Annotated in this window: 15 protein-coding genes; 8 read left to right on the forward strand and 7 right to left on the reverse strand. The window is 66.3% G+C overall.

Annotated features, from left to right (window positions below; genetic code table 11):
- Positions 1 to 7 precede the first annotated feature (7 nt).
- The 4 genes from HCU64_RS17005 (at position 8) to hflX (ending at position 5,674) form a co-directional block, all read left to right on the forward strand.
- Entirely contained in the window at positions 8 to 2,347 is a 2,340-nt protein-coding gene (locus tag HCU64_RS17005) for a sensor histidine kinase NtrY-like (protein WP_233385321.1), read from the forward strand.
- On the forward strand, positions 2,344 to 3,714 hold the full coding sequence (gene ntrX / locus HCU64_RS17010; protein ID WP_233385323.1) for a nitrogen assimilation response regulator NtrX: 1,371 nt from the start codon (positions 2,344 to 2,346) through the stop codon (positions 3,712 to 3,714). The genes HCU64_RS17005 and ntrX overlap by 4 nt, the downstream gene beginning before the upstream one ends.
- Before the next feature lie 213 nt (positions 3,715 to 3,927).
- Entirely contained in the window at positions 3,928 to 4,182 is a 255-nt protein-coding gene (gene hfq, locus HCU64_RS17015; protein ID WP_003600267.1) for an RNA chaperone Hfq, read from the forward strand.
- Positions 4,183 to 4,279: 97 nt separating this feature from the next.
- Positions 4,280 to 5,674, forward strand: a complete 1,395-nt coding sequence (gene hflX / locus HCU64_RS17020; RefSeq protein WP_233385324.1) for a GTPase HflX — start codon at positions 4,280 to 4,282, stop codon at positions 5,672 to 5,674.
- 75 nt (positions 5,675 to 5,749) lie between these two features.
- Here hflX and HCU64_RS17025 read toward each other — a convergent pair whose 3' ends face one another.
- The 5 genes from HCU64_RS17025 to HCU64_RS17045 all read right to left on the reverse strand — a co-directional run bounded on the left by HCU64_RS17025 (position 5,750) and on the right by HCU64_RS17045 (position 12,135).
- A complete protein-coding gene (locus HCU64_RS17025) occupies positions 5,750 to 6,139 on the reverse strand; it encodes a c-type cytochrome (RefSeq protein WP_233385326.1) in 390 nt (129 codons plus the stop codon).
- A 281-nt stretch (positions 6,140 to 6,420) separates the two neighbouring features.
- Positions 6,421 to 6,795 (reverse strand): CopM family metallochaperone, encoded by a 375-nt coding sequence (gene copM / locus HCU64_RS17030; RefSeq protein ID WP_233385327.1) that lies wholly within the window; start codon positions 6,793 to 6,795, stop codon positions 6,421 to 6,423.
- A gap of 34 nt (positions 6,796 to 6,829) precedes the next feature.
- Entirely contained in the window at positions 6,830 to 10,000 is a 3,171-nt protein-coding gene (locus HCU64_RS17035) for an efflux RND transporter permease subunit (protein WP_233385328.1), read from the reverse strand.
- Positions 10,001 to 10,002: 2 nt separating this feature from the next.
- Positions 10,003 to 11,682: an efflux RND transporter periplasmic adaptor subunit gene (locus HCU64_RS17040; RefSeq protein ID WP_233385329.1), complete on the reverse strand. Its 1,680-nt coding sequence runs from the start codon at positions 11,680 to 11,682 to the stop codon at positions 10,003 to 10,005.
- 66 nt (positions 11,683 to 11,748) lie between these two features.
- Positions 11,749 to 12,135 (reverse strand): hypothetical protein, encoded by a 387-nt coding sequence (locus HCU64_RS17045; protein ID WP_233385330.1) that lies wholly within the window; start codon positions 12,133 to 12,135, stop codon positions 11,749 to 11,751.
- Between the two features lie 234 nt (positions 12,136 to 12,369).
- On the opposite strand from HCU64_RS17045, the gene HCU64_RS17050 reads away from it, so the two are divergent.
- From HCU64_RS17050 to HCU64_RS17060, 3 genes are all read left to right on the forward strand, one after another.
- Complete coding sequence (locus HCU64_RS17050; RefSeq protein WP_233385331.1) at positions 12,370 to 13,446, forward strand: efflux RND transporter periplasmic adaptor subunit; 1,077 nt, start codon at positions 12,370 to 12,372, stop codon at positions 13,444 to 13,446.
- Positions 13,443 to 16,574, forward strand: coding sequence for an efflux RND transporter permease subunit (locus tag HCU64_RS17055; protein WP_233385332.1), 3,132 nt, complete (start codon positions 13,443 to 13,445; stop codon positions 16,572 to 16,574). The genes HCU64_RS17050 and HCU64_RS17055 overlap by 4 nt, the downstream gene beginning before the upstream one ends.
- Positions 16,575 to 16,955: 381 nt before the next feature.
- Positions 16,956 to 17,435, forward strand: coding sequence for a MucR family transcriptional regulator (locus tag HCU64_RS17060; RefSeq protein WP_233385333.1), 480 nt, complete (start codon positions 16,956 to 16,958; stop codon positions 17,433 to 17,435).
- A gap of 104 nt (positions 17,436 to 17,539) precedes the next feature.
- Here HCU64_RS17060 and HCU64_RS17065 read toward each other — a convergent pair whose 3' ends face one another.
- Positions 17,540 to 19,576 (reverse strand): carbohydrate porin, encoded by a 2,037-nt coding sequence (locus HCU64_RS17065; RefSeq protein ID WP_233385502.1) that lies wholly within the window; start codon positions 19,574 to 19,576, stop codon positions 17,540 to 17,542.
- 435 nt (positions 19,577 to 20,011) lie between these two features.
- Positions 20,012 to 20,545, reverse strand: coding sequence for a DUF2147 domain-containing protein (locus HCU64_RS17070; protein ID WP_233385335.1), 534 nt, complete (start codon positions 20,543 to 20,545; stop codon positions 20,012 to 20,014).
- 216 nt (positions 20,546 to 20,761) lie between these two features.
- Between HCU64_RS17070 and ndk the strand changes: the two genes are divergently transcribed.
- Positions 20,762 to 21,184, forward strand: a complete 423-nt coding sequence (gene ndk / locus HCU64_RS17075; RefSeq protein ID WP_233385337.1) for a nucleoside-diphosphate kinase — start codon at positions 20,762 to 20,764, stop codon at positions 21,182 to 21,184.
- Positions 21,185 to 21,320: the final 136 nt, after the last annotated feature.

Genomic DNA, 21,320 nt, shown 5'->3' on the forward strand with positions numbered 1-21,320 from the left:
GCCGCTGATGCGTTGGTTCAGGAAAGGGTCCGCCCCCGAGGCGGAGGCCGCAAGGCCCGGACGGACCCCACGGGGACCGGGCTGGATCGGCGCGGCCGTCGTCGCCACCGCGCTGATTTCGGCGAGCGTCACCTTCCTGATGCTGGCCGGTCTGATCAAGGTCACGCCGACACCGGCCACGGGCGTGACCCTGCTCGCGATCAACGTTGCGCTCGTGCTCGGGCTCGTGGTGGTGATCGTCTGGGAGGCGCGGGTCTTTCTGCATGCCCGCAAGGCGCATGCGGCAGTGGCGCGCCTGCACTCGCGCATCGTCGGCCTGTTCAGCCTGATCGCAATTCTTCCGACCATCCTGCTCGCCATCGTCGCCTCGGTGACGATCGATCGCGGCCTCTCCCTCGGCTTCACCGACCGTGTGCGCGACGTGGTGCTCAAATCCGTCGAGGTGGCCGACGCCTACCAAGAAAACCAATGCCAGTCCCTGGCCCGAGAGATCCGCATTCTCAGCGACGACCTGACCAGGGCCCGGCCGCAATTCGACGTGAACCGCGACTGGTTCGAAGGCTTCATGACGACGCGCGCACAGGCCCTCGGCCTGCCGATCGCCAAGATCATGCGCGGCCCGAACGAGGTCGTCGCGCGCGCCCAGATCGACATCCTCAAGCAGACACGCCTGCCTTCGGCGGCGGCTTTCGAGGATGCAGCGAAATCGAGCGAGCCGATCTGTCTGCTGCCGAACGAGGGACGCGTCTTCGCAGCCCTGCAGCGCATGCCGGCCTATGACAATGCGGTGCTGCTGATCCAGCGCGAGGTCAGCCAGCTTGCCATCGACTTTCCCGGCGTATCGCGCGCAGCGGCGGCAGAGTACCTGACCTACGATTCGTTGAAGCGCTCGATCCAGATCGCTTTCGCCTCGGTCTTCCTGCTGATCGCCCTGATCACGCTGCTCTCGGCGGTCTGGTTCGGCTTGAACTTCGCCAATCGTTTCGTCGAGCCGATCCGCCGCCTGATCAACGCGGCCGATCAGGTCGCCTCGGGCAACTACTACGCGCAGGTTCCGGCCCGGAGGGACGAGGGCGACCTCGGCCATCTCGGCGAGAGCTTCAACAAGATGACGCAGGAGCTGCGCCGCCAGCACGACGGGCTGACGGCTGCGAGCGAGCTGATCGACCGACGCCGCCGCTTCACCGAGGCCGTGCTGTCGGGCGTGTCGCCGGGCGTGATCGGCGTTGATGCCGGCGGCGTCATTACCATCGCCAACCCGTCCGTGGAGCGCACCCTCGGGCTATCTTCCGGCGAGCTCGTCGGCGTTCCGCTCGCGCAGGCTGTGCCCGAACTCGCCTCGCTCCTGCCGGAAGAGGGCGGCCGCGAGGGCCGCCAGCGCGCCTTGCAGCAGCAGATCCAGCTCCAGCGCAACGGACGCGAGCGCACCATCGCGGTCCGTGTCACGAGCGAGCAGGCCCAAGGCGGTTCGCGCGGCTACGTGGTCACGCTCGATGACATCACCGATCTCGTCACGGCCCAGCGTACCTCGGCCTGGGCCGACGTCGCGCGCCGCATCGCGCACGAGATCAAGAATCCGCTGACGCCGATCCAGCTTTCGGCAGAGCGCATCCGTCGCAAATACGGAAAGGTGATCGTCGAGGACAAGGAGATCTTCGATCAGTGCACGGCAACGATCGTGCGCCAGGTCGACGAGATCAAGCGCATGGTCGACGAGTTCTCGTCCTTCGCACGAATGCCGAAGCCGACGATCGCGCGGCAGGACCTGACCGAGATCGCGAAGCAGAACCTCTTCATGATGCGCGTGGCGCATCCGGACTTCGACTTCCCCTTCTCCGTGACGGGCGCTGGCGAGGATGAGCGGATCGAGGCGGCCTTCGATATCCGGCTGCTGAGCCAGGCCCTCACCAACATCCTCAAGAATGCCGTCGAGGCGGTTCAGGCCGTGCCGGAGGAGATCCTGCTCGCGGATGGCGGCCAGGGCCGCGTGTCCCTGCGGCTCCTAGTCGAGCAGGACTTCGCGGTGATGGAAGTCACCGACAACGGAAAAGGCTTTCCCGCAGAGGGACGCCAGCGCCTGCTCGAGCCCTATATGACCACCCGCGAGGGGGGGACCGGCCTCGGCCTGGCGATCGTCAGCAAGGTCCTCGAGGAACACGGTGGCGGGATCGAGTTGAACGACAATCCCGACGGACGGGGTGGTCAAGTCCGCATGAGAGTGCCGCGCGATCTGTCGCGTGAAGCCGGCACCGGTGCAGCAGCCGCCCCCATCCCCACTCCTCACACGAACACTGGCAGGGAGGGCGCCGGCACGAGCGCTCCCCGCGTCGCGGAGATGCAGTCATGAGCGCCGATATCCTGATCGTCGACGACGAGGCCGACATTCGCGACCTCGTTTCGGGAATCCTCGACGACGAGGGGCACCGGACCCGCACGGCGTCCGGCTCGGACGAGGCGCTGGCCTCGATCGAGAGCCGGCGTCCGCACCTCGTCTTCCTCGACATCTGGCTGCAGGGCTCGCGCCTCGACGGCCTGCAGGTGCTCGACCTGATCAAGGCCGGCCATCCCGACCTGCCGGTGGTGATGATCTCGGGCCACGGCAACATCGAGACGGCGGTCGCCGCGATCAAATCCGGCGCCTACGACTTCATCGAGAAGCCGTTCAAGGCCGACCGCCTGATCCTCGTTGCCGAGCGCGCCCTGGAGACCTCGCGGTTGCGTCGCGAGGTGCGAGACCTCAAGACCCGCGGCGGCCAGACCAGCCGCATCGTCGGCGCTTCGGTTGCCGTCAACCAGCTGCGCCAGACCGTCGAGCGCGTCGCGCCGACGAACGCCCGCGTGATGATCTCGGGCGCGCCCGGCTCCGGCAAGGAGCTCGCCGCACGCACGCTGCACGCCTCTTCGGCGCGGGCCAGCGGCCCCTTCGTGGTCATCAACGCCGCGACCATTACCCCGGACACCATGGAGGCCGAGCTCTTTGGCGTGGAGGCGGGCGAGGGCCGGACCCGTCGCGTCGGCGCGCTCGAAGAGGCGCATGGCGGGTCGCTCTACATCGACGAAGTCGCCGACATGCCGAAGGAGACGCAGAGCCGCATCCTGCGCGTCCTCGTCGACCAGAACTTCCAGCGGGTCGGCGGCACCACGCGCGTCCATGTCGACGTGCGCATCATCTCGTCCTCGTCTCGCGACCTGGCGGAAGAGATCGCCGGCGGCCGCTTCCGGGAGGACCTGTTCCACCGGCTCTCGGTGGTGCCGATCCGGGTGCCGTCGCTCGCCGAGCGCCGCGAGGACGTGCCCGAGTTGATCGCCTTCTTCATGGACCAGATCTCGGCGGCCACCGGCCTGCCGCGTCGTCGCATTGCCGAGGACGCCATGGCGGTTCTGCAGTCGCATGACTGGCCCGGCAACGTCCGCCAGCTGCGCAACAACGTCGAGCGGCTGATGATCCTGACCCAGACCGATCCGGAGCAGGAGGTTACCTCGGAGATGCTGCCGACCGAGGTCGGTGCGCTGGTTCCGACCACGCCGACGGGGGCCGGTGGTGAGAAACTGATGAGCCTCGCCCTGCGTGAGGCCCGCGAGATCTTCGAGCGCGAGTATCTCATCGCGCAGATCGCGCGGTTCTCCGGAAACATCTCACGGACCGCTGAATTCATCGGGATGGAGCGCTCCGCGCTTCACCGGAAGCTGAAATCGCTCGGAATTGGTCCGTAAGCGGCCGGGGCCTGGATAGCCCCACGACGCTGTGGACCGGTCCAGGAAAAGACCTTGGGTGACGCAAACCTCTTGCGTCCGGGAAGGCTTCGCCGTGTAATGCCAAACGTCCGGGGTCGGATCCGGATGACGGGCTCGAATGTTTCGACTCGCGAAGCCAATCAAAAGAATCCGTTCTGAGTGACGGACATAAGCTCAACAAGGATAAGAAAAATGGCGGGCGAGCGCGCACAAAATCTTCAGGACACGTTCCTCAATCATGTCCGCAAGAACAAGATCCCGCTCACGATCTTTCTCGTCAATGGAGTGAAACTCCAGGGCGTGGTGACTTGGTTCGACAACTTCTGTGTGCTTCTGCGCCGGGACGGCCATTCGCAGCTCGTCTACAAGCACGCGATCTCGACCATCATGCCGGGACATCCCGTGCAGCTGTTCGAGCCGGATGAGACGGCTCCCGAGAAGGCTTGAGGCTTCTCCGGCGCCATCCTCGATGGTTGCCCGGTAGGCCCCCCTTCGAAACAGTATCGGGCATCACGATATGTCATCGTGATGCCAAGAGGACTTCATGACTGAACCGCTGACCCCCGGCGAAGCGCGGTTGCGGCGTCAGGCCGCGCCAGAGGGCGATATCGCCGCCGCGACCCGGACACTCGTCGTCGGCCCCTATCTCACGCGCGCCGCTGAGCGCTCTGCGCATGCCGACGAGACGCCGCGCTCGATCGAGGCACGGCTCGACGAGGCTGTCGGTCTCGCCGCTGCGATCGAGCTCGACGTCGCGCAGGCGATCAGCGTGCAGATCCAGCGCATCCGACCATCGACCTATCTCGGCAAGGGCCGGGTCGAGGAGATCGCTGGGCTGATCGCTGCCGAGGAGATCGGTCTCGTTGTGGCAGACTGCGCGCTCTCGCCGGTGCAGCAGCGCAATCTGGAAAAAGTCTGGGGCGCCAAGGTCATCGACCGCACCGGCCTGATCCTGGAGATCTTCGGCCGCCGCGCCTCGACTCGCGAGGGCACCTTGCAGGTCGAGCACGCCCATCTCGCCTACCAGAAGAGCCGTCTGGTCCGCTCCTGGACCCACTTGGAGCGCCAGCGCGGCGGCTTCGGCTTCCTCGGCGGCCCCGGCGAGACCCAGATCGAGGCCGATCGCCGCCAGATCCAGGAGCGCATGACCAAGATCGAGCGCGATCTCGATTCGGTCACGCGCACCCGCGGCCTGCACCGCAAGAGCCGCGCACGCGTGCCGTACCCGATCGTGGCGCTGGTCGGATACACGAATGCCGGTAAGTCGACGCTGTTCAACGCGCTCACCAAGGCCGAGGTGAAAGCGCAGGACATGCTCTTCGCCACCCTCGATCCAACCGCCCGCGCGACCCGGCTGCCGCATGGCGAGACGGTGATTCTGTCCGACACGGTCGGCTTCATCTCGGACCTGCCGACCTCGCTGATCGCGGCCTTCCGCGCCACGCTGGAAGACGTGATCGAGGCCGACATCCTGCTGCACGTGCGCGATGTGTCCCATGGCGACACCGAAGCCCAGCGTAAGGATGTCGACGAGGTGCTGCGCGAACTCGGCATCGAAGCCAATGCCGACCGGGTCATCGAAGTCTGGAACAAGGCGGACCTGCTGCACGAGGGCGAGCGCACGCGGCTCGCCAATCTCGGCCGCCAGAGCGGGGGCGCTGCTCCGGTTCTGGTCTCGGCGCTGACAGGGGAGGGGCTCGAGGCACTCTCCGCCCGAATCGAAGCCCGTATTGCCAAAGCCCGCTCGACCTTCGCCGTCGAGTTGGGGCCGGAGGAGGGCGCCGCGCTGAACTGGCTCTATGAGAATGCCGAAGTGCTCGATCGCAAGTCGGAGGAGGGCGGCACGATGCATCTCGCTATCCGGATCGCACCGGAAAAAGAGCCGCGCTTCCTCAACCGTTTCGAGGGTGCCCGCCGGATTGGCGCATCGGCCAATTAGGCAGCCGGCACGCGTCGCCACGTGCTCTTTGCATGAAGCGTTCGGGAGGCCGCGTTTCCGCGGCCTCCCGAAAGGCTATTTCGGAAACTGGGCGCTTGCCGAACCCTTGGTGAGATCCTTGTCTCCGGGCTGCACGCCGTTCTTCGAAAGGACGAAGGCAACGATCGGATCGATCTGATCGTCGCCCAACGAGCCGGGCGCCGTCTGCGGCATCTTCTCTTGGACGAAGGTGCGGAGCTCGGCCACGGGCTTTCCGGCCCATTTCTTCTTGAACTCATCGCCCGTGAGAGCAGGGCCGGTGCCGCCTGCGAGGTTCGGCCGGTGACATTGGGCGCAGTGATTGTTGAACTTCGTCTTGCCGTCCTCGGCCTGCTTCTGGCTGAACGGACCGGCATCGGCAAGCGCGCCGCCTGCAAACATCAGCGTCCCGAACGCGAAACCCGCACCAATCGTCGTCACCCTCATCTCGGCATCCCTCCATGTGGCTTCAGGCGCCTCGAAACGATTTGCGTCGTCTCGAGGCGCGGCGTTTTGTCGTGCGGAGGGAACTGCTGAGAAGATAATAAGGATGCACAAAAATTGGAATTCTTCTGAATACAATTCCTGTCTTGTAGTGTGAACTATTGAACATTCAGAGATTCATATTGCGACGCACACTGTAAAATTTTGAATTTACTGCATGACAATTGCCGGCCTTGTCTGGGCAGAATTTTGCAATGCAAAATCGGTGCTTTGCGCTGCGAGCGTTACCGGTTGCGAGCGCTTTCGCGTTGCTTCAGCATCGCCTGCATTTGTGCGATCTCGTCGACCTGAGCCTTGACGATTTCCTCCGCGAGTCTGCGGACCTCCGGGTCTTTCGAATGCGCGAGAGCGACCTTGGCCATGGCGATGGCGCCGGCGTGGTGCGGGACCATCCCGCGCAGGAAATCGACGTCGACGTCGTTCGAATAGCTGATCGCCATATCCTGGTGCATGCGCGTATCCGCCTCTTTGAAGGCCTTGGTCGCAGCCGTGTCGGTGGCCCGTACCGCCTCTGACATCGCATGGCCGTGGTGATGCTCGCCTTCGGCCGAGGCGGCCGAGCCGAGCATGAGGATGGCGACAACGAGGATGTTTCGCATGGGCGGTTTTCCGGAGTGATGAGGGGAGTCGGTGTCAGAAGGCTTCGCGCAGGCTGCCGCCTTCTTTGGGCCTGTCCTGCAGCCGCTGGAAGGCGCGGCGTCCGAAGCGCAGGGCGAGGATCGGGGTCAGCACTGCATCGAGCAGCGTCGCGCTGATCAGGCCGCCGAAGATTGTCACGGCGACCGGATGAAGGATCTCCTTGCCCGGCGCGGTGCCATCGAAGAGCAGCGGCACGAGGGCGATGGCGGCCGCGAGGGCCGTCATCAGGACCGGCGTCATGCGCTCCAGGCTGGCGCGGATCACGAGTTCGGGCCCGAGGGTCAGGCCTTCCTCGACTGCGAGGTTCAGCATGTGGCTGACCTTGAGGATGCCGTTCCGCGCCACGATGCCCGTCAGAGTCACGAAGCCGATCATCGAGGCGACGGAGAGCGGCAGACCCGTGATCCGGAGAGCCGCGACGCTGCCCAGGATCGCAAGCGGCACGTTGCCCATGATGATCAAGGCAAGTGCCACCGAGCGGTACCGGCCGTGAAGCAAGGCGAAAACCAGGCTCAGCGAGACCAGTGAGAGCAGGCCGATGGTGCGCGCGGCCTCGCCTTGCGCCTGATACGTCCCTTCCAGATTCGCGCTGACGCCCTGCGGCAGCTTCGCGGAATCGAGCACGCGATGGATGCCCGCGATGACGGCGGCCATGTCGGTGCGTCCGTCGGAATTGGCCTGCACGACGATCCGGCGCCGGCCGTTCTCCCGCAGGATCTGGTTGGGCCCGTCGGTCTCACGGATGTCGGCAACCTCGCGCGCCGGCACCCAGCCGGAGGGCGTCTCGATGAGCAGGTCTCCGAGCGCCTGCGGCGTGCGCCGGGCCTCCGGCAGGCGCAGGGTCACGTCGAAGCGGCGCGGGCCGTCGGCGATGGTCGAGACGGTGCGGCCGTTGGCCAGCCGGCTGATCGCCTCGACGACGGCCGAGGGCGAAACTCCGTAGAGCGCGGCACGGTTATGATCGACGCGGATGTCGAGCTGCGGAATCAGCACTTGGCGCTCGACCTGGAGGTCGCGCAGGCTCGGCACCTCCTTCGACAGGCGCTCGCGTAAGCTCTCGGCAGAGCTGCGCAGCGTATCGAGATCGTCGCCGAACAGCTTCAGCGCAATCTCGGCGCGCACACCCGAGAGCATGTGCTCGAGCCGGTGCGAGATCGGCTGCCCGACATTGACGGAGACCGGCAGCACCGCGAGGCGTTCGCGCAGATCCGCTAGCACGGCCTCTCGCTCGCGGCCGGCGGATTTCAGCCGCACCTCGAGATCGGACGAGTGCACGCCCTCGGCATGCTCGTCGAGCTCGGCGCGGCCGGTGCGCCGGCCGACCGCTTCGACCTCCGGCACATCGAGCAGCAGGCGCTCGGCGATGGCTCCGACCCGGCTGCTCTCCGCCAGCGAGATGCCCGGCCGGAAGGTCAGGTTGATGGTGAAGGAGCCCTCGTTGAAAGCCGGCAGGAAGGCGCGCGGCAGCCTGCTCGCCCCGAATCCCGCAGCCGCGACGGCGATCAGCACCGTGGCGATCAGAAGCACCTGATGCGCGAGCGCTCCGCGCAGGAGCCGGCCATAGCCTCGCTTGAGCCAGCGGATCAGCGCGGGCTCGTGGTCGGCGAGGCTTTTCATACCCGGCAGCAGGTAGGAGGCCAGCACCGGTGTCAGCGTCACCGAGACGAGAAGGCTCGACAGGATCGCGACGATGTAGGCCTGGCCGAGCGGCGCGAAGAGCCGGCCTTCGATGCCCGACAGAGCAAAGAGCGGCACGAAGACCAGGACGATGATCGCCGTTGCGTAGACGATTCCCGAGCGCACCTCGGACGAGGCCGAGACGACAACGTCGAAGACGGAGCGCGGCGAGCCGTCCGTCCGGTTCTCGCGAAGCCGCCTGTAGATGTTCTCGACGTCGACCACCGCGTCGTCGACGAGCTCGCCGATGGCGATGGCCAGGCCGCCAAGTGTCATCGTGTTGATCGACAATCCAAAGAGCTTGAACACCACGGCCGTGGCGAGGATCGAAACCGGGATCGCCGTGAGCGAGATCAGCGTCGTGCGCGCGTTCATCAGGAAGGCGAACAGCACGAGCGAGACGACCGCGATGGCCTCGATCAGCACGCGCTCGACATTGCCCAACGAGGTCTCGATGAAATCCGCCTGCCGAAACAGGATCTTTTGGGCGTCGATGCCGGCGGGCAGGCTCGGGCCGATTTCCTTCAGCGCGGCTTCGACGCTCTGCGTGAGCCGTACGGTGTCGACGCCCGGCTGCTTCTCGATCGAGAGGATCACCGAGGGCTTGCCCATATAGCCGGCGTCGCCCCGCCGCTGTTTGGCGGCGTAGCTCACCTCGGCGACTTGGCGCAGATGGACCCTTCCCTCCACTGCCGGGTTGCCGGTGCCCGGCAGGTCGGCCGCCGCAGTGGCGCCGTCGGGGCCGGTGGGCACGACGACGTTCTTCAGGTCGTCCAGACTCAGCGTGCGGCCGACATTGCGGATCAAGATCTCGCGGGCATTGCTGTCTGCGAAGCCGCCACCGGCATTGGTGCCGAAATTGGCGAGTGCGTTGGCGAGCCCCTGGTTCGTCACGCCGAGCATGCGCATGGCGGCCGGGTTCGGGCTTACCCTGAACTGCCGCACCTCGCCGCCGATCGGGATCACCTGCGCCACCCCAGGGATGGAGAGCAGGCGCGGTCTCAGAGTGAAGTCGGCGGTTTCACGCAAAGCCATCGGCGTTGCCGTGTCACTCGTGACGGCGACCAGCAGGATCCCGCCCATGATGGAGGCGACGGGCCCCATCGTCGGCTCGACCCCGGTCGGCAGCTCGGCGCGCACCAAAGCGAGCTTCTCCGCGACGAACTGGCGGTCGCGGTAGAGGTCTGTACCCCAGTCGAACTCGACCGTGACGATCGAGAGTCCGACGCCCGAGACCGAACGCACGCGGCTGACGCCCGGCAGGCCGTTCATACGGCTCTCGATCGGGTAGGTGACGAGTTGCTCGACTTCTCGCGGCGCGTAGCCTTCGGCCTCGGTCATCACCGTGACGGTGGGCCGGTTGAGATCGGGCAGCACGTCCACCGGCAGCCGCGTCAGCGCAAGGCCGCCGCCGAGCACGAGCGCCGCGCAGAGCGCCAGGACGAGGACGCGGTTGGCGAGAGCAGAGCGGACGAGGAAGGCGAACATCGTCAGCGCACCTGATCCAGCAGCTCGGCGCCCTGCGTCACGATTCGCCGACCCGGCGGTAGCCCACTCGCCACCAGTACCCGCTCGGCATCGAGCGGCTCGACCTTCACCGGCCGCGGCTCGAAACGCTCGGCCGAGACGTGCTCGTAGACGACGGCGCCGCCGTCCGAGCGGATCACACTCGCCCTGGGAAGGGCGAGTCCGTTAGCAGTGGCGCCGGTCGGGGCGAGGACCGTGACGAACTGGCCGAGGCGCACACCCTCGCCGCCAGCGGTGATGGCGAACTGCACCGGCACCGCTTGGGCACGGTCGGCGAGTCCGGCGCCGCGGTAGGCAAGCGTGAGCGTGCGGCCGTCCGGGAGCCGCGCGCCTGCCATGGCGTCGGGCTCCAGCACCTCGAAGCTCAGGGCCTCCACGTAAAGCCGGTCGGGATCGACGACCCGAAACACCATGGTGCCGGGATTGGCCATCTGGCCCGCCGTCGCCGCGCGCTCGGCCACCACGCCGTCGACTGGCGCGATCAGATCCTCGGGTTGGCGGCGAATGGTATCGAGGGCGCTGCGGCGGTCCTTCAGGCCGGTCAGCTCGGCGCGGGCATCGTCGAGAGCGGTCTGCGCGACGGCGCCGCTTGGCGCGAGCTTCTCGTAGCGGGCGACGCGGCGGCCGACGATGGCGATCTGCTGATCGAGATCGCCCTGGGTCTGGCGCATGTCGGAAGCGTCGACGGCCTGGACCGGCGGCGTGACGGTGGCGAGCACGTCACCCTTGCGTACCCGCGCACCGAGATTCGGAAAGCCGCCGGGCGGCGCCGATAGGCGTCCGCCTACCGAAGATTGCACGACGCCGCTGGCATTCGGGTCGGCGATCACCCGGCCCGGCAGCTCGACGCTGCGCCGATGGCTGGCCTCGGTGGTGACGTTGGTGCGAAGCGTCAGGAGATGCTGTGTCGACTTCGGCACGAAGATCGAACCGTCCGGCATCCGCCGCGCTTGTTCGAAGACGGTGCTCGGCGCGACGAGCGCCGCCCCCCTCACCTCCGGCGCCGCCGGCTCGTGACCCTCATGGGCGATCGCTGCGCCGCCGATCAGAACCGTCAGCGTCAGCGCCAGCACTGCCAGTGCGGGGAGCATGCGCTTTGTCCGGAGCAGCATGATCGTCGCGAGGCCAAGCAGGAAGCCGCCGCCGAGCGCGCCCATCAGGCCCTGATGCCCGAGATGCTCGCGGATCTCGGCGATCAGCGGGAAAGACTCGGTTTGCGCCGTCGCGGCGAGCGGACTGGCCGCAGTCGGCAGGTCGAGATCGATCGTCAGCGTCTCCTCGACACCGCCCACCTTCACCGTAACGGCCAGATCGCGATGGCCTCCGGCCGCCAGCCAAGGCGCATCGATGCGGTAGCTGCCATCGGCCTGCGGCTTCGCCTCGACGAATCCCTCCGGTGTCTCGACGTCGATATCCGCGCCCGCCACCGGCACGTTCGTCGCGAAGTCGTCGAGATAAAGAACGAGAGCGCTGCCGCGCGGGATCGCGACGAGCTCGAAGCGCTGCGAGGCGGCCTCGGCACGCGGCCCGACATGAGCGGGCGGAGCCGGTTCGTCGCCGTGGTCGTGGCCCTCGTGGGCCGAGGTGGGATGCAGCCCGAGAACGGCGAGCGCACACAGCGCTGCCGCGAAACGACGGAACATGATGGAAGACCTTCACCGGAGGGGTGCCGCTGGCGGCGCAAGGATGCGCCGGCCGAGCAGCAGGGCTCAGGCGAAGGGTCTGGGTGGCTCGGGTAGCGCCTCTGGCACGATGCCGGAGAGACCTGCCAGGTCTCGGCTGGGCGCGCGGGCCGATGTCATGGGCGGAAGCGCCGCAGCAACGCCGGTCGGCGTGAGACCGGTGGCAAAACAGCACGAGCCGTGGTGGCCGCCGGCCGCGCAGGACGGGCAATCACACTCGGCTCCCGTCTCCGACTGAATCACTGAAGTGTGGATGTCGACCTGCGAAGGTGTGGCATGCGTCGCGTGTCCGCCCATCGGCGTCACCGCATGGCCGCGGCCGTCATGCGCCTGCGCCGAGGACGGCGACAGCGACACGGCGATCGTGGCGATCGCCATAGCGAGCAGCAGCGCGATTTGCCGGACCAGGGTCATGACCGTGACTGGGTATCATGAACCGCGCCGTTGAAACAGAGCACGGCCGCGCCGCCGCCAGACGACGCCTAAGATTGCGCGAACCGGGATAATTTGGTGGCAAATACCGGGATAAAATGGTAATCGGATCGCTGCATTAGAACGGCTTACACAGGGCGCGCGCGTGGTTCGCTTGGGGGAGCATCGAACCATGGCAGTTGGCTCATGACGTCGCGTGGTCGTCGCAGATCCAGTGTGGCATGGGTCGTGGGCCTGTTGCTGCTCGTCGCGCTTGCCGTCCTGTCGTGGCCCCAGCTCGAAAGTTCGCTCGCGCCGAAACTGGCTGGCTTTTTTGCGCAGAACAAGCCGGGTGCAGCCAAGGTCGAGCCCCAGCGCCCGCTGCTGCTGGCGACGCGCACTGCCATCGAGGGCGGCCGCGTCGTAGTGAAACTCTCCGACGACGAGCGCGCGCGCATGGGTGTGAAGACGGCACGGCTCTCGCCTGCCGCGCATCGCACCGAGATCCAGGCCTATGGTAGCGTCCTCGACATTGCGCGCATCACCGACCTGACCAATTCCTACGCCAGCGCCAAGGCTGCGCTGCAGACGGCCCAGGCGCGAGCCGAGGTCTCGCGGAGTGCCTACACACGGGCGAAGAGCCTCGGGCAGTACGCCACGCAGGTGCAGGTTGAGACGTCAGAGGGCACTTTCCGCACCGATGAGGCGGCGCTGACGGCAGCGCAATCCCAGGTGCGTACGCTCGCCGCGACGGCGCAGCAGGAATGGGGCGCAGTGCTCGGCAAGGCGATCGTTGAGCGTACGCCTGCCGTGACGCGGCTGATCGAGCGCACCGACTTCCTGGTGCAGGTCACGCTGCCGCCGGGCGAGACCCTGAAGGGCGAGCCGGGCGCTGCCTTCGCCGAGGTGCCGCCGCAGAGCGATCGCGTGGCGCTGCGCTACGTCTCGGCCGCGACCCGTACCGACCAGCGCATCCAGGGCCTGAGTTATTTCTACGTGGTGTCCGGTGACAGCGGGCTTCTGCCGGGCATGAGCACGCTGGCCTTCCTGACCTCCGACAAGATCGCCAACGGCATCGCCGTGCCCGAGAGCGCCGTGGTGCACTGGCAGGGCAATGCCTGGATCTATCGCGCCGTCGGCGACGATAGCTTCGCCCGCCACGCCCTCAAACCCGATACACCGATGGCCGACGATGCCTACGTCGTCGGTGATATCGAGGCGCCGACCGAGGTCGTGGTGACCGGGCCGCAGGCTGTGCTCTCGGAAGAGGTGAAGACACAGAGCCAGGCGACCGGCGACGCCGACGACGATTGAGCACGCTCCCCGTGACGCCCGACCATCACGGCCCGCAGGCCGCTCTTGTCGCCTTCGCCGTGCGCCGGCCCGGCATCGTGCTGGCGCTGGCCCTGGCGCTCGCCGTCTACGGCATCCTCGGCTTGAGACAGGCGAAATTCGACGTTTTCCCGGAATTCGCGCCGCCCACCGTGACGGTGCAGACCGAGGCACCAGGCCTCAACCCGGAACAGGTCGAGGTGCTGGTGACGCAGGCGGTCGAGGTCGCGCTGAGCGGGCTGCCGGGCCTCGCCACCATGCGCTCGAACTCGATCCAGGGTCTCTCGGTGATCACTGTGACCTTCGGGGGGCGCAGCGATATCTACCGCGTGCGCCAGCTCGTCACGGAGCGTCTCGCGACGCTCGCCGGTCGCTTGCCCCAGGGCGTCCTGACACCGGCCATGACCGCGCTGACCTCCTCGACTAGTTCCGTGCTCCTCGTCGGCCTGACGTCGGACACACGCTCGCTCATGGACGTGCGCACCGTCGCCGACTGGCGCGTACGGCTTCGGCTGCTCGCGGCTCCCGGCGTCGGCGAAGTGCTGGTCTATGGCGGCGACGTGCGCTCGTTCCAGATCCAGGTCAGGCCGAAGGATCTGATCCGCTTCCGCATCGGCATGAACGACGTGCTGGCGGCTGGCCGCAAGGCGACGGGCGTGCGCGGGGCCGGCTTCGTCGACACGATCAACCAGCGCATCACGCTGCAGACCGAGGGACAATCGCTGACGCCGGACGAGGTGGCGCGCACGGTCCTCGTCAACGAGGGCGGCGCCAGCGTGGTGCTCGGCGACGTTGCCGACGTGGTGGCCGCGCCGGAACCTGCGATCAGCGCGGCCTCCGTCGACGGCCGGCCCGGGGTGCTGCTGATGGTGGGCGCGCAGGTCGGAGCCAACACGCTCGACGTGACCGAGAAGGTCGAGACTGCGCTTGCCGAACTGCGCCCGGCGCTGGAGCGCGACGGGATGACCTTGCGCGCTGACCTGTTTCGTCCGGCCAACTTCGTCTCGGTAGCCACCGAGAACGTCGTGCAGGCACTGGCGCTCGGCGGAGCGCTCGTCGTCGTCGTGCTCTTCATCTTCCTGCTCGACTGGCGCACGGCCTTGATCAGCGCCGTGGCGATCCCGCTCTCGCTGATCAGTGCCGTGCTGGTGCTGCAGCTCCTTGGGGAGAGCCTGAACACCATGACGCTCGGCGGCCTCGCCATCGCCATCGGCGAGGTGGTGGACGACGCAGTGATCGGCGTCGAGAACGTCGTGCGCCGTCTTCGCGAGAACCGGCGATCCGCCACGCCCGCGAAAGAGCCGCGCGTGATTCTCGACGCGATCCTCGAGGTGCGCGTCTCGGTCGCCTACGCCACCTTTGCGGTGCTGCTCGTCTTCCTGCCAGTGATCGCACTGACCGGCGTACCCGGCCGGCTCTTCGGCCCGCTCGCCATCGCCTACATCCTCGCGGTGCTGGCCTCGCTCGCCACGGCGCTGACGGTCACGCCGGCCCTGTCGCGCCTGCTGCTCGCCGGCCGCAAGACCCTGCCGACGCGCGATCCGCCGGTGATGCGCGGCGCCCGCGCCATCTACACACGGTTGCTCTCACGCATCGACCGGCATCCGGGGATCATGATCACGGGCGCGCTGCTGACCACGCTGGCAGGAGCGGCAGCCGTGCCGTTCTTCGGTGGAGCTTTCCTGCCCGATCTCAAGGAAGGCCACCTCATCCTGCACATGGCCGCGGCGCCGGGCACCTCGCTGCAGGAATCGCTCCGCCTCGGCTCACACATCACCGACGGCCTGAGGGCCGTGCCCGGCGTGCGCGCTGTCGCCCAGCAGATCGGCCGGGCCGAAGCCGGCTATGACGTCGGCGGCCCACAGGACAGTGAGATCCACATCGACCTGCAGCCCGGATTGGACGGAGTTGCGCAGGATCGCGCTCAGGCCGGCATCCGTGCGCTGATGGCGGCGACGCCCGGCGCCAGCTTCTCGCTCAAGACTTTCCTGACGGAGCGCATCGAGGAGACCGTCTCGGGCTTCACCGCGCCGGTCGTCGTGCAGGTCTATGGCAGCGATCTCGACAAGATCGAGGCCGCTTCCCGTGACGTCGCCCGCGAACTCGCCGAGGTGCACGGCGCGGCCGATGTCCAGCAGCGCTCGCCCGCCGGACTGCCGCAGATCAATGTCGGCCTGCGCGCGAACGACCTGCGCCACTGGGGCCTCGATGCCATCGAAGTCCTGGAGATCGTCCGCACGGCCTATCAGGGCGACACCGTCGGCCAGGCCTACGAGGGCAACGCCGTCTTCAACGTCATCGTCATCCTGGACCGCGCTACGCGCGCAAAGCTCGCGACGGTGGGTGATCTACCGCTGAAGACGCCGAGCGGCAGCTACATCCGTCTGGCCCAGGTTGCCGATGTCTACGAGACCTCGGGCCGCTACGCCGTACAGCATGCCGGCGCCCAGCGTGTGCGCACGGTGACCGCCAACGTCGAGGGCCGCGACGTCGCCTCCTTCGTGGCGGCGGCCAAGCGCAAGATCGCGCGCTCGGTGAAGCTGCCGCCGGGCGTCTATGTCGGCTTCGAGGGCGCCGCCGAGGCGCAGGCGCGGGCTCGCCAGGATCTGATTCTGTATTCTGGACTTGCCGCGCTCGGTATCCTGCTGCTGCTCGCCGTCGTCACCGGTTCCTGGCGCAACCTCGCCATCGTGCTGGCCAACATGCCCTTCGCCTTCGTCGGCGGGGTCCTCATGGTCGGGCTGACGGGGGCCGTGGTCTCGCTCGGCTCGATCGTCGGATTCGTGACCTTGTTCGGAATCAGCCTGCGCAACAGCATCATGATGATCGCCCATTACGAGCATCTCGTCGCCATCGAGGGCCGAACCTGGGATCGCGCGACCTGCGTGGAGGGCGCGGCGGACCGGCTCGTACCGATTCTGATGACCTCGCTCGTCACCGGGCTCGGCCTGCTTCCGCTGGCGCTCGGGGCGGGTGAGCCTGGCCGCGAAATCGAAGGTCCGATGGCGATCGTGATTCTGGGAGGTTTGGCGAGTTCGACGATCCTCAACCTACTGATCTTGCCATCGCTTTCACTGCGCTTCGGCCGTTTCCTGCCGTCTTGTTGCTGAATCCGCATTGCTAGGCGCCTTCGAAGACACTGTTGCCCCTGCCTGCTAGCCGCCCCGCATTCACTTCAATTTGATCGAGAAGTCCCCGAGTGCACGCAGATCAGGCAACGATCTGTCGAAATGACTTTTGCCCCCTGCTGCGCGTCGATCACATTGAATTGATCGCCGATACTAACCTTCTGGGTGCGCGGTATGCATATCGCTCCATTCACTGAGAAAAAAGCCGGGAGACTTCAGGTCGTTCCCGCCTGGCATGAGCTGTGTTCTACGTTGCATTTCGTAGAGTTGCTGGACTTGTTATGGTCTTCGAGGATACTCGCTTGATTTCCGGCATCATTTGTATGATCTTGCCGTCAGGGGGCAATCAACCGGACCGTGGACATGGCAGAAGAACAACAGACAGTGAACTCAGACTTCGTTACGCTCGCAGGTGACATCGTTTCCGCCTACGTATCGAAGAACTCATTGCCAGCCGCGGATCTTCCGGCCCTGATCGGCAGTGTCCACGCGGCCCTGATCGGCCTGTCTGGCAGTGTCGAGGCAGCGCCCGTCGCCGAGAGTGTCGAGAAGCCGTCCTCGGGTCAGGTGCGCAAGTCGATCACGCCCGACGCGATCATCAGCTTCATCGACGGCAAGGCTTACAAGACCATGAAGCGCCATCTCGGCACGCATGGCCTCGACCCGCATTCCTATCGCCAGCGTTACGGTCTGCCGAGCGACTACCCGATGGTTGCGCCCAATTACGCCGCACAGCGCTCCGCGCTCGCCAAGTCGATCGGCCTCGGCCGTCCGGGCGGACGTATTCCGGAAGAAGAGATCGTCGAGGAGCCCAAGGCTCGCGGTCGCCGCAAGGTCGCCTGACGCGCCGGACGTATATTGGTCGTCCGCTGAAGTAACAGACAGACGATCGTGAGCCGTATCCGATGAAGTCGGATGCGGCTTTTCTTTTGGCCGCCGGGCCTGCGTCAGAACTCCGCGTGCAGCCTCGTCGCGAAGAAGTCGGCCGGCCCGCGGTCGCGGTTGTAGCCCGGGTTCTCGACGTGCTGGTAGTCGAAGGACACCGTGACTGATTTCGTCAGGCTCATCGCGTAATAGGCCTCGATGGCCCGTTCGGGCGCGTAGTTGAGCTGGCCGTCGCCGATCAGCAATCCGAATCCGCCGGCTGCGAAATAGGCTTGGTGGGAAGGCGACAACTGGTTCATCGATGTGCCGAGCCCGACCGTGTCGGCGGGCCGGCCCCAGGCGGTCCCCTTGAGGGACAGTCCGCCTGAAAATGAGCGGTCGATATCGGTGAAGGACAGGTTCTCGTTGCGGCCATCGCCGGCGCTGGCCCGGGCGAAGACGCCGAGATCGCTCGTCACGGCCTGTTCGAGGTTCACGTAGAAGCCGGTCTTGCGGCGCGCCGCGCGGGTTGCGGCCGCCGCATCGTTGACGTCGGCGAAGGCACCAATCTGGGTCAACGTCACCGCCTCGCGATAATTCGCCGTGTTACCGACGTTCGAGAAGATGCCGAGTCTGAGCTTGCCGGGCTGTTCGAGCCACGGCAGCGTGTGCCGCTCTTCGATTTCTGCCGTGATGCCCTGCCGGTCGAGAACACGGGAATCGAAGACGTCGCTGGAGGGCTGCTTCGGAACCTGCGTGTAGGCCGCGCGCAGCGCGAACTCGGCCCGGTTGTACTCGACCATCAGGCCTTGCGTGAAACCGGGTAGATTGGCCGGGAAGTCATAGGCGGCAGATCCCCAGAGCCCCCAATTGAAGAAGTCGACGCGAGGATCGTGCGCATAGGCGTTGTTGTCGAAGTAGTCGCCGAGCGCGAACTTCCCGACAACCACCGTGACTCGCTCGACGTCCCGCGTGCCGGCGATCGCATTCGGCCCATCCGGCACTTCCTCGGTCTCGCCACCGAGTCCGAAGGTCTGTTTGATGAAGTAGCGATTCGAGCGAAGCTTCGGGAAGGGCGCTCCCGCTTTCTGCGCCTCGCCGTTGACGAAGCCGGCGACGCCGAGTGTGCGCGAGAGGCCGAAGCCTTGGCTGAACTCGGGATTGTAATAGAGCTCGGTACCCTCGAAGAGTTTGAAGCCGAGAAAGGCCGTCGCGGTGGTGGTCGCCTGCGCCTGATGCGGCACGAGGCTCTGATCGCCACCATAGGGCGCGTGGAAGCCGCTGACCGCCTGGTTGATGAAGGTGGTCTGGCCGTGGAACGAGAACCGGCTCGGCTCGCTCGACTTCTGTTCTTCGCTCTCGGCCGGGAGCTTCAGACCTTCGGGATGCCAGTACAGGCGGACCATCATCTCGTTTGAGATGAAGGCACTGCGCGTGGAGACTGGGCCGCCATTGGTGCCGGGGAGGATGCCGAGGTCGAAGCGGCCGCTCTGGCCGAAATCGATGTAGCGGTAGTCGAGGCCCAGCGAGAAATTCGGCGAGATCGCATACTGAACGCCGGCGCCGAGCGTGAAGCCGAGATAGGACACGTCGTGGCGTGCGGTATTCACGCCGCCCGTGGCGAGGTCCGGATAGGTCGCGCGCACGCGCCCGTTCGCGCCGGCCAGGCCGAAGCTCGCATAGACGAGATTGCTGTCGAAGGCGTAGCCGAGTCGCACCCGGCCGGTGCCGATCAGGTCGGTCGTCTCTCGGATCACGCCGAATGGCGGGTCGATCGCTTCATAGCCGAGACCCGGCGCATTGGACGGAGCGGGACGCCTCAGATTCGCGCCGACGAGGTCGGCTTCAATGCCGTAGACGAAGGCCCCGCTCTGCCAGTTCCAGCCCGTGAAGCCACCACCGAGGGCCGTCGTCGCGTCGCGGCCCAGATTGTTTCTGCCGGTCGCGTCGCCCGTTTCGAAGGTCCCGATGCGGCGGTTGCCGATCGTCGTCGGGCCGAATTCGTAGTTTCCGAAAGAGGCACCGGCGCTGCCCTGAAGGCCGAGATAGCCGCCGGACCAGTCGACATGTCCTTGCGCGGTGCCGGCTTGGGCGAGGTCGGCGGCCGATGAGCGCGCCATGGGCGAGCCGACGGCGGCAAGCAGCAGAGCTGCGCGGGTCAAAACCCGGCTGCTTCCGCTTCGCTGTACCGTGACCTTTCGACCCGCCACCGCCCGCTCCAAACCTCAGTCGCCACCGAGGTATAGCAATTGCTATAATTGCTGCAATTGCCCGAGAGACGAGGATCGAGAGCCGTTGCGAAGAAGCTACACCTTGGAAAAGCGAAGCTTGTCAGCCACGACCGTGACAGTGATGTGACTGGACCGGCGCGGTCGCTGGAACAAAAATCGGGGGATAGCCCCGATGCCGCAGAATTCTTGCGATCGCCGCGATGGGGAGGTGTTGTAATCAGATCCCGCCTAGACCCCCATCAGGATAGGCAAAAACTTAGGGCGCACCGTCTCCGGTGCGCCCTTCTTCTTTACGTAACTGATGTCAGATAACGTGGTCGGCTATCAATCTTCCGGTTCAGCTTCGGGCTGTGGCTTGGCGGCCGGCTTCGCGGCGGCCTTGGCGTCGCCCGGTGTAATGGCGGCCTGCTGGTTCACGTCCGGCACGCGGTTCCAGGTCTGCGATCCGCACAGGACCTTCAGCAGGCAGCCGGAGATGCTCAGCTCGGACGCGCTCTCGCGCTGCAGGCTCACCGAGTACATCTTGCCTTCCTCGGCGTTGTAGATCTCGCCGGAGAACTTCGCGTCTTCGGGCTTGAGGTTGTCGAGAAGCGTCAGGCCGATCACCGGACGGGAGCGCTTCTTGGGGTCGGGATTCTTGAGGTCGGTGCGGGGACCTCCGGTGGGGCCGGTCGGAGACTTCAGCCAGACCACCTTGCCGCAGATGTTCGAGGCGCCCGGACCGCAGCGATCGATCTTCACCTTGGCGCGTCCGTCCTCGGTGAGCCAGGTGCCGGACGGGTCCTTCGGCGCGGCCGAAGCCGCGGAGGCGGCGCCAAGGGCCGCGAGGACGAGGGCGGAGCGAAGGGCGATGCGCATCAGCGGTCTCCTTGGTGTCTGCCTGGCGACGTCCGTGCGGGCGCCGCGTCTTGACCGGAACAAAGCGTCGCAATGGGGCGATTTTCCGGCACTGTGGCGATTTCGCCATGGCAGCGAGGCCGGCGGGCTCGGTTGAGGGCGCGGACTCCCGTCGCTATAAGCCTGCCGCGACGGCCGTTTTCGGCCTCACCGACCTCTCTCGAAAAAAGATCGAACATGGCCACCGAGCGCACGTTTTCCATCCTGAAGCCCGACGCGACGAAGCGGAACATCACCGGTGCGGTGAATGCCGTGATCGAGAAGGCGGGGCTGCGCATCGTCGGCCAGCGCCGCATCCAGATGAGCAAGGCCCAGGCCGAGAAGTTCTATGAGGTCCACAACGCGCGCCCGTTCTTCGGCGAGCTCGTCGAGTTCATGACTTCGGGCCCGGTCGTCGTGCAGGTGCTCGAGGGCGAGAACGCCATCGCCAAGTATCGCGAAGTCATGGGCGCCACGAACCCGGCTCAGGCCGCCGAAGGCACCATCCGCAAGACTTTCTCTGAGTCGGTCGGCGAGAACACGGTGCATGGCTCGGACAGCGCCGAGAACGCCAAGATCGAAATCGCGCAGTTCTTCCAGGACTCCGACATCGCCGACTGAAGGCGAAGTCTGATGCGCCTCGAGGTGGAACCTTGAGGTCGCATTACTGAGACGGTGTGGCCTCGCTGCCCTAGCGGCGCGGGGCCAGCCGGGACGAGAAGGATCGCGTTGACGAATCTCTCTCCCGGACAAAAAT

Source organism: Methylobacterium sp. C25, assembly GCF_021352225.1.
Classification (GTDB): Bacteria; Pseudomonadota; Alphaproteobacteria; order Rhizobiales; family Beijerinckiaceae; genus Methylobacterium.

Coding starts and splice junctions, on each gene's coding strand:
- HCU64_RS17005 (WP_233385321.1), top strand. CDS start 8: ATGCGTTGGTTCAGGAAAGGGTCCGCCCCCGAGGCGGAGGCCGCAAGG.
- HCU64_RS17045 (WP_233385330.1), bottom strand. CDS start 12,135: ATGACCCTGGTCCGGCAAATCGCGCTGCTGCTCGCTATGGCGATCGCC.
- HCU64_RS17070 (WP_233385335.1), bottom strand. CDS start 20,545: ATGCGCATCGCCCTTCGCTCCGCCCTCGTCCTCGCGGCCCTTGGCGCC.
- HCU64_RS17065 (WP_233385502.1), bottom strand. CDS start 19,576: ATGGCGCGCTCATCGGCCGCCGACCTCGCCCAAGCCGGCACCGCGCAA.
- HCU64_RS17040 (WP_233385329.1), bottom strand. CDS start 11,682: ATGTTCCGTCGTTTCGCGGCAGCGCTGTGTGCGCTCGCCGTTCTCGGG.
- HCU64_RS17060 (WP_233385333.1), top strand. CDS start 16,956: ATGGCAGAAGAACAACAGACAGTGAACTCAGACTTCGTTACGCTCGCA.
- hfq (WP_003600267.1), top strand. CDS start 3,928: ATGGCGGGCGAGCGCGCACAAAATCTTCAGGACACGTTCCTCAATCAT.
- ndk (WP_233385337.1), top strand. CDS start 20,762: ATGGCCACCGAGCGCACGTTTTCCATCCTGAAGCCCGACGCGACGAAG.
- HCU64_RS17035 (WP_233385328.1), bottom strand. CDS start 10,000: ATGTTCGCCTTCCTCGTCCGCTCTGCTCTCGCCAACCGCGTCCTCGTC.
- ntrX (WP_233385323.1), top strand. CDS start 2,344: ATGAGCGCCGATATCCTGATCGTCGACGACGAGGCCGACATTCGCGAC.
- HCU64_RS17025 (WP_233385326.1), bottom strand. CDS start 6,139: ATGAGGGTGACGACGATTGGTGCGGGTTTCGCGTTCGGGACGCTGATG.
- hflX (WP_233385324.1), top strand. CDS start 4,280: ATGACTGAACCGCTGACCCCCGGCGAAGCGCGGTTGCGGCGTCAGGCC.
- copM (WP_233385327.1), bottom strand. CDS start 6,795: ATGCGAAACATCCTCGTTGTCGCCATCCTCATGCTCGGCTCGGCCGCC.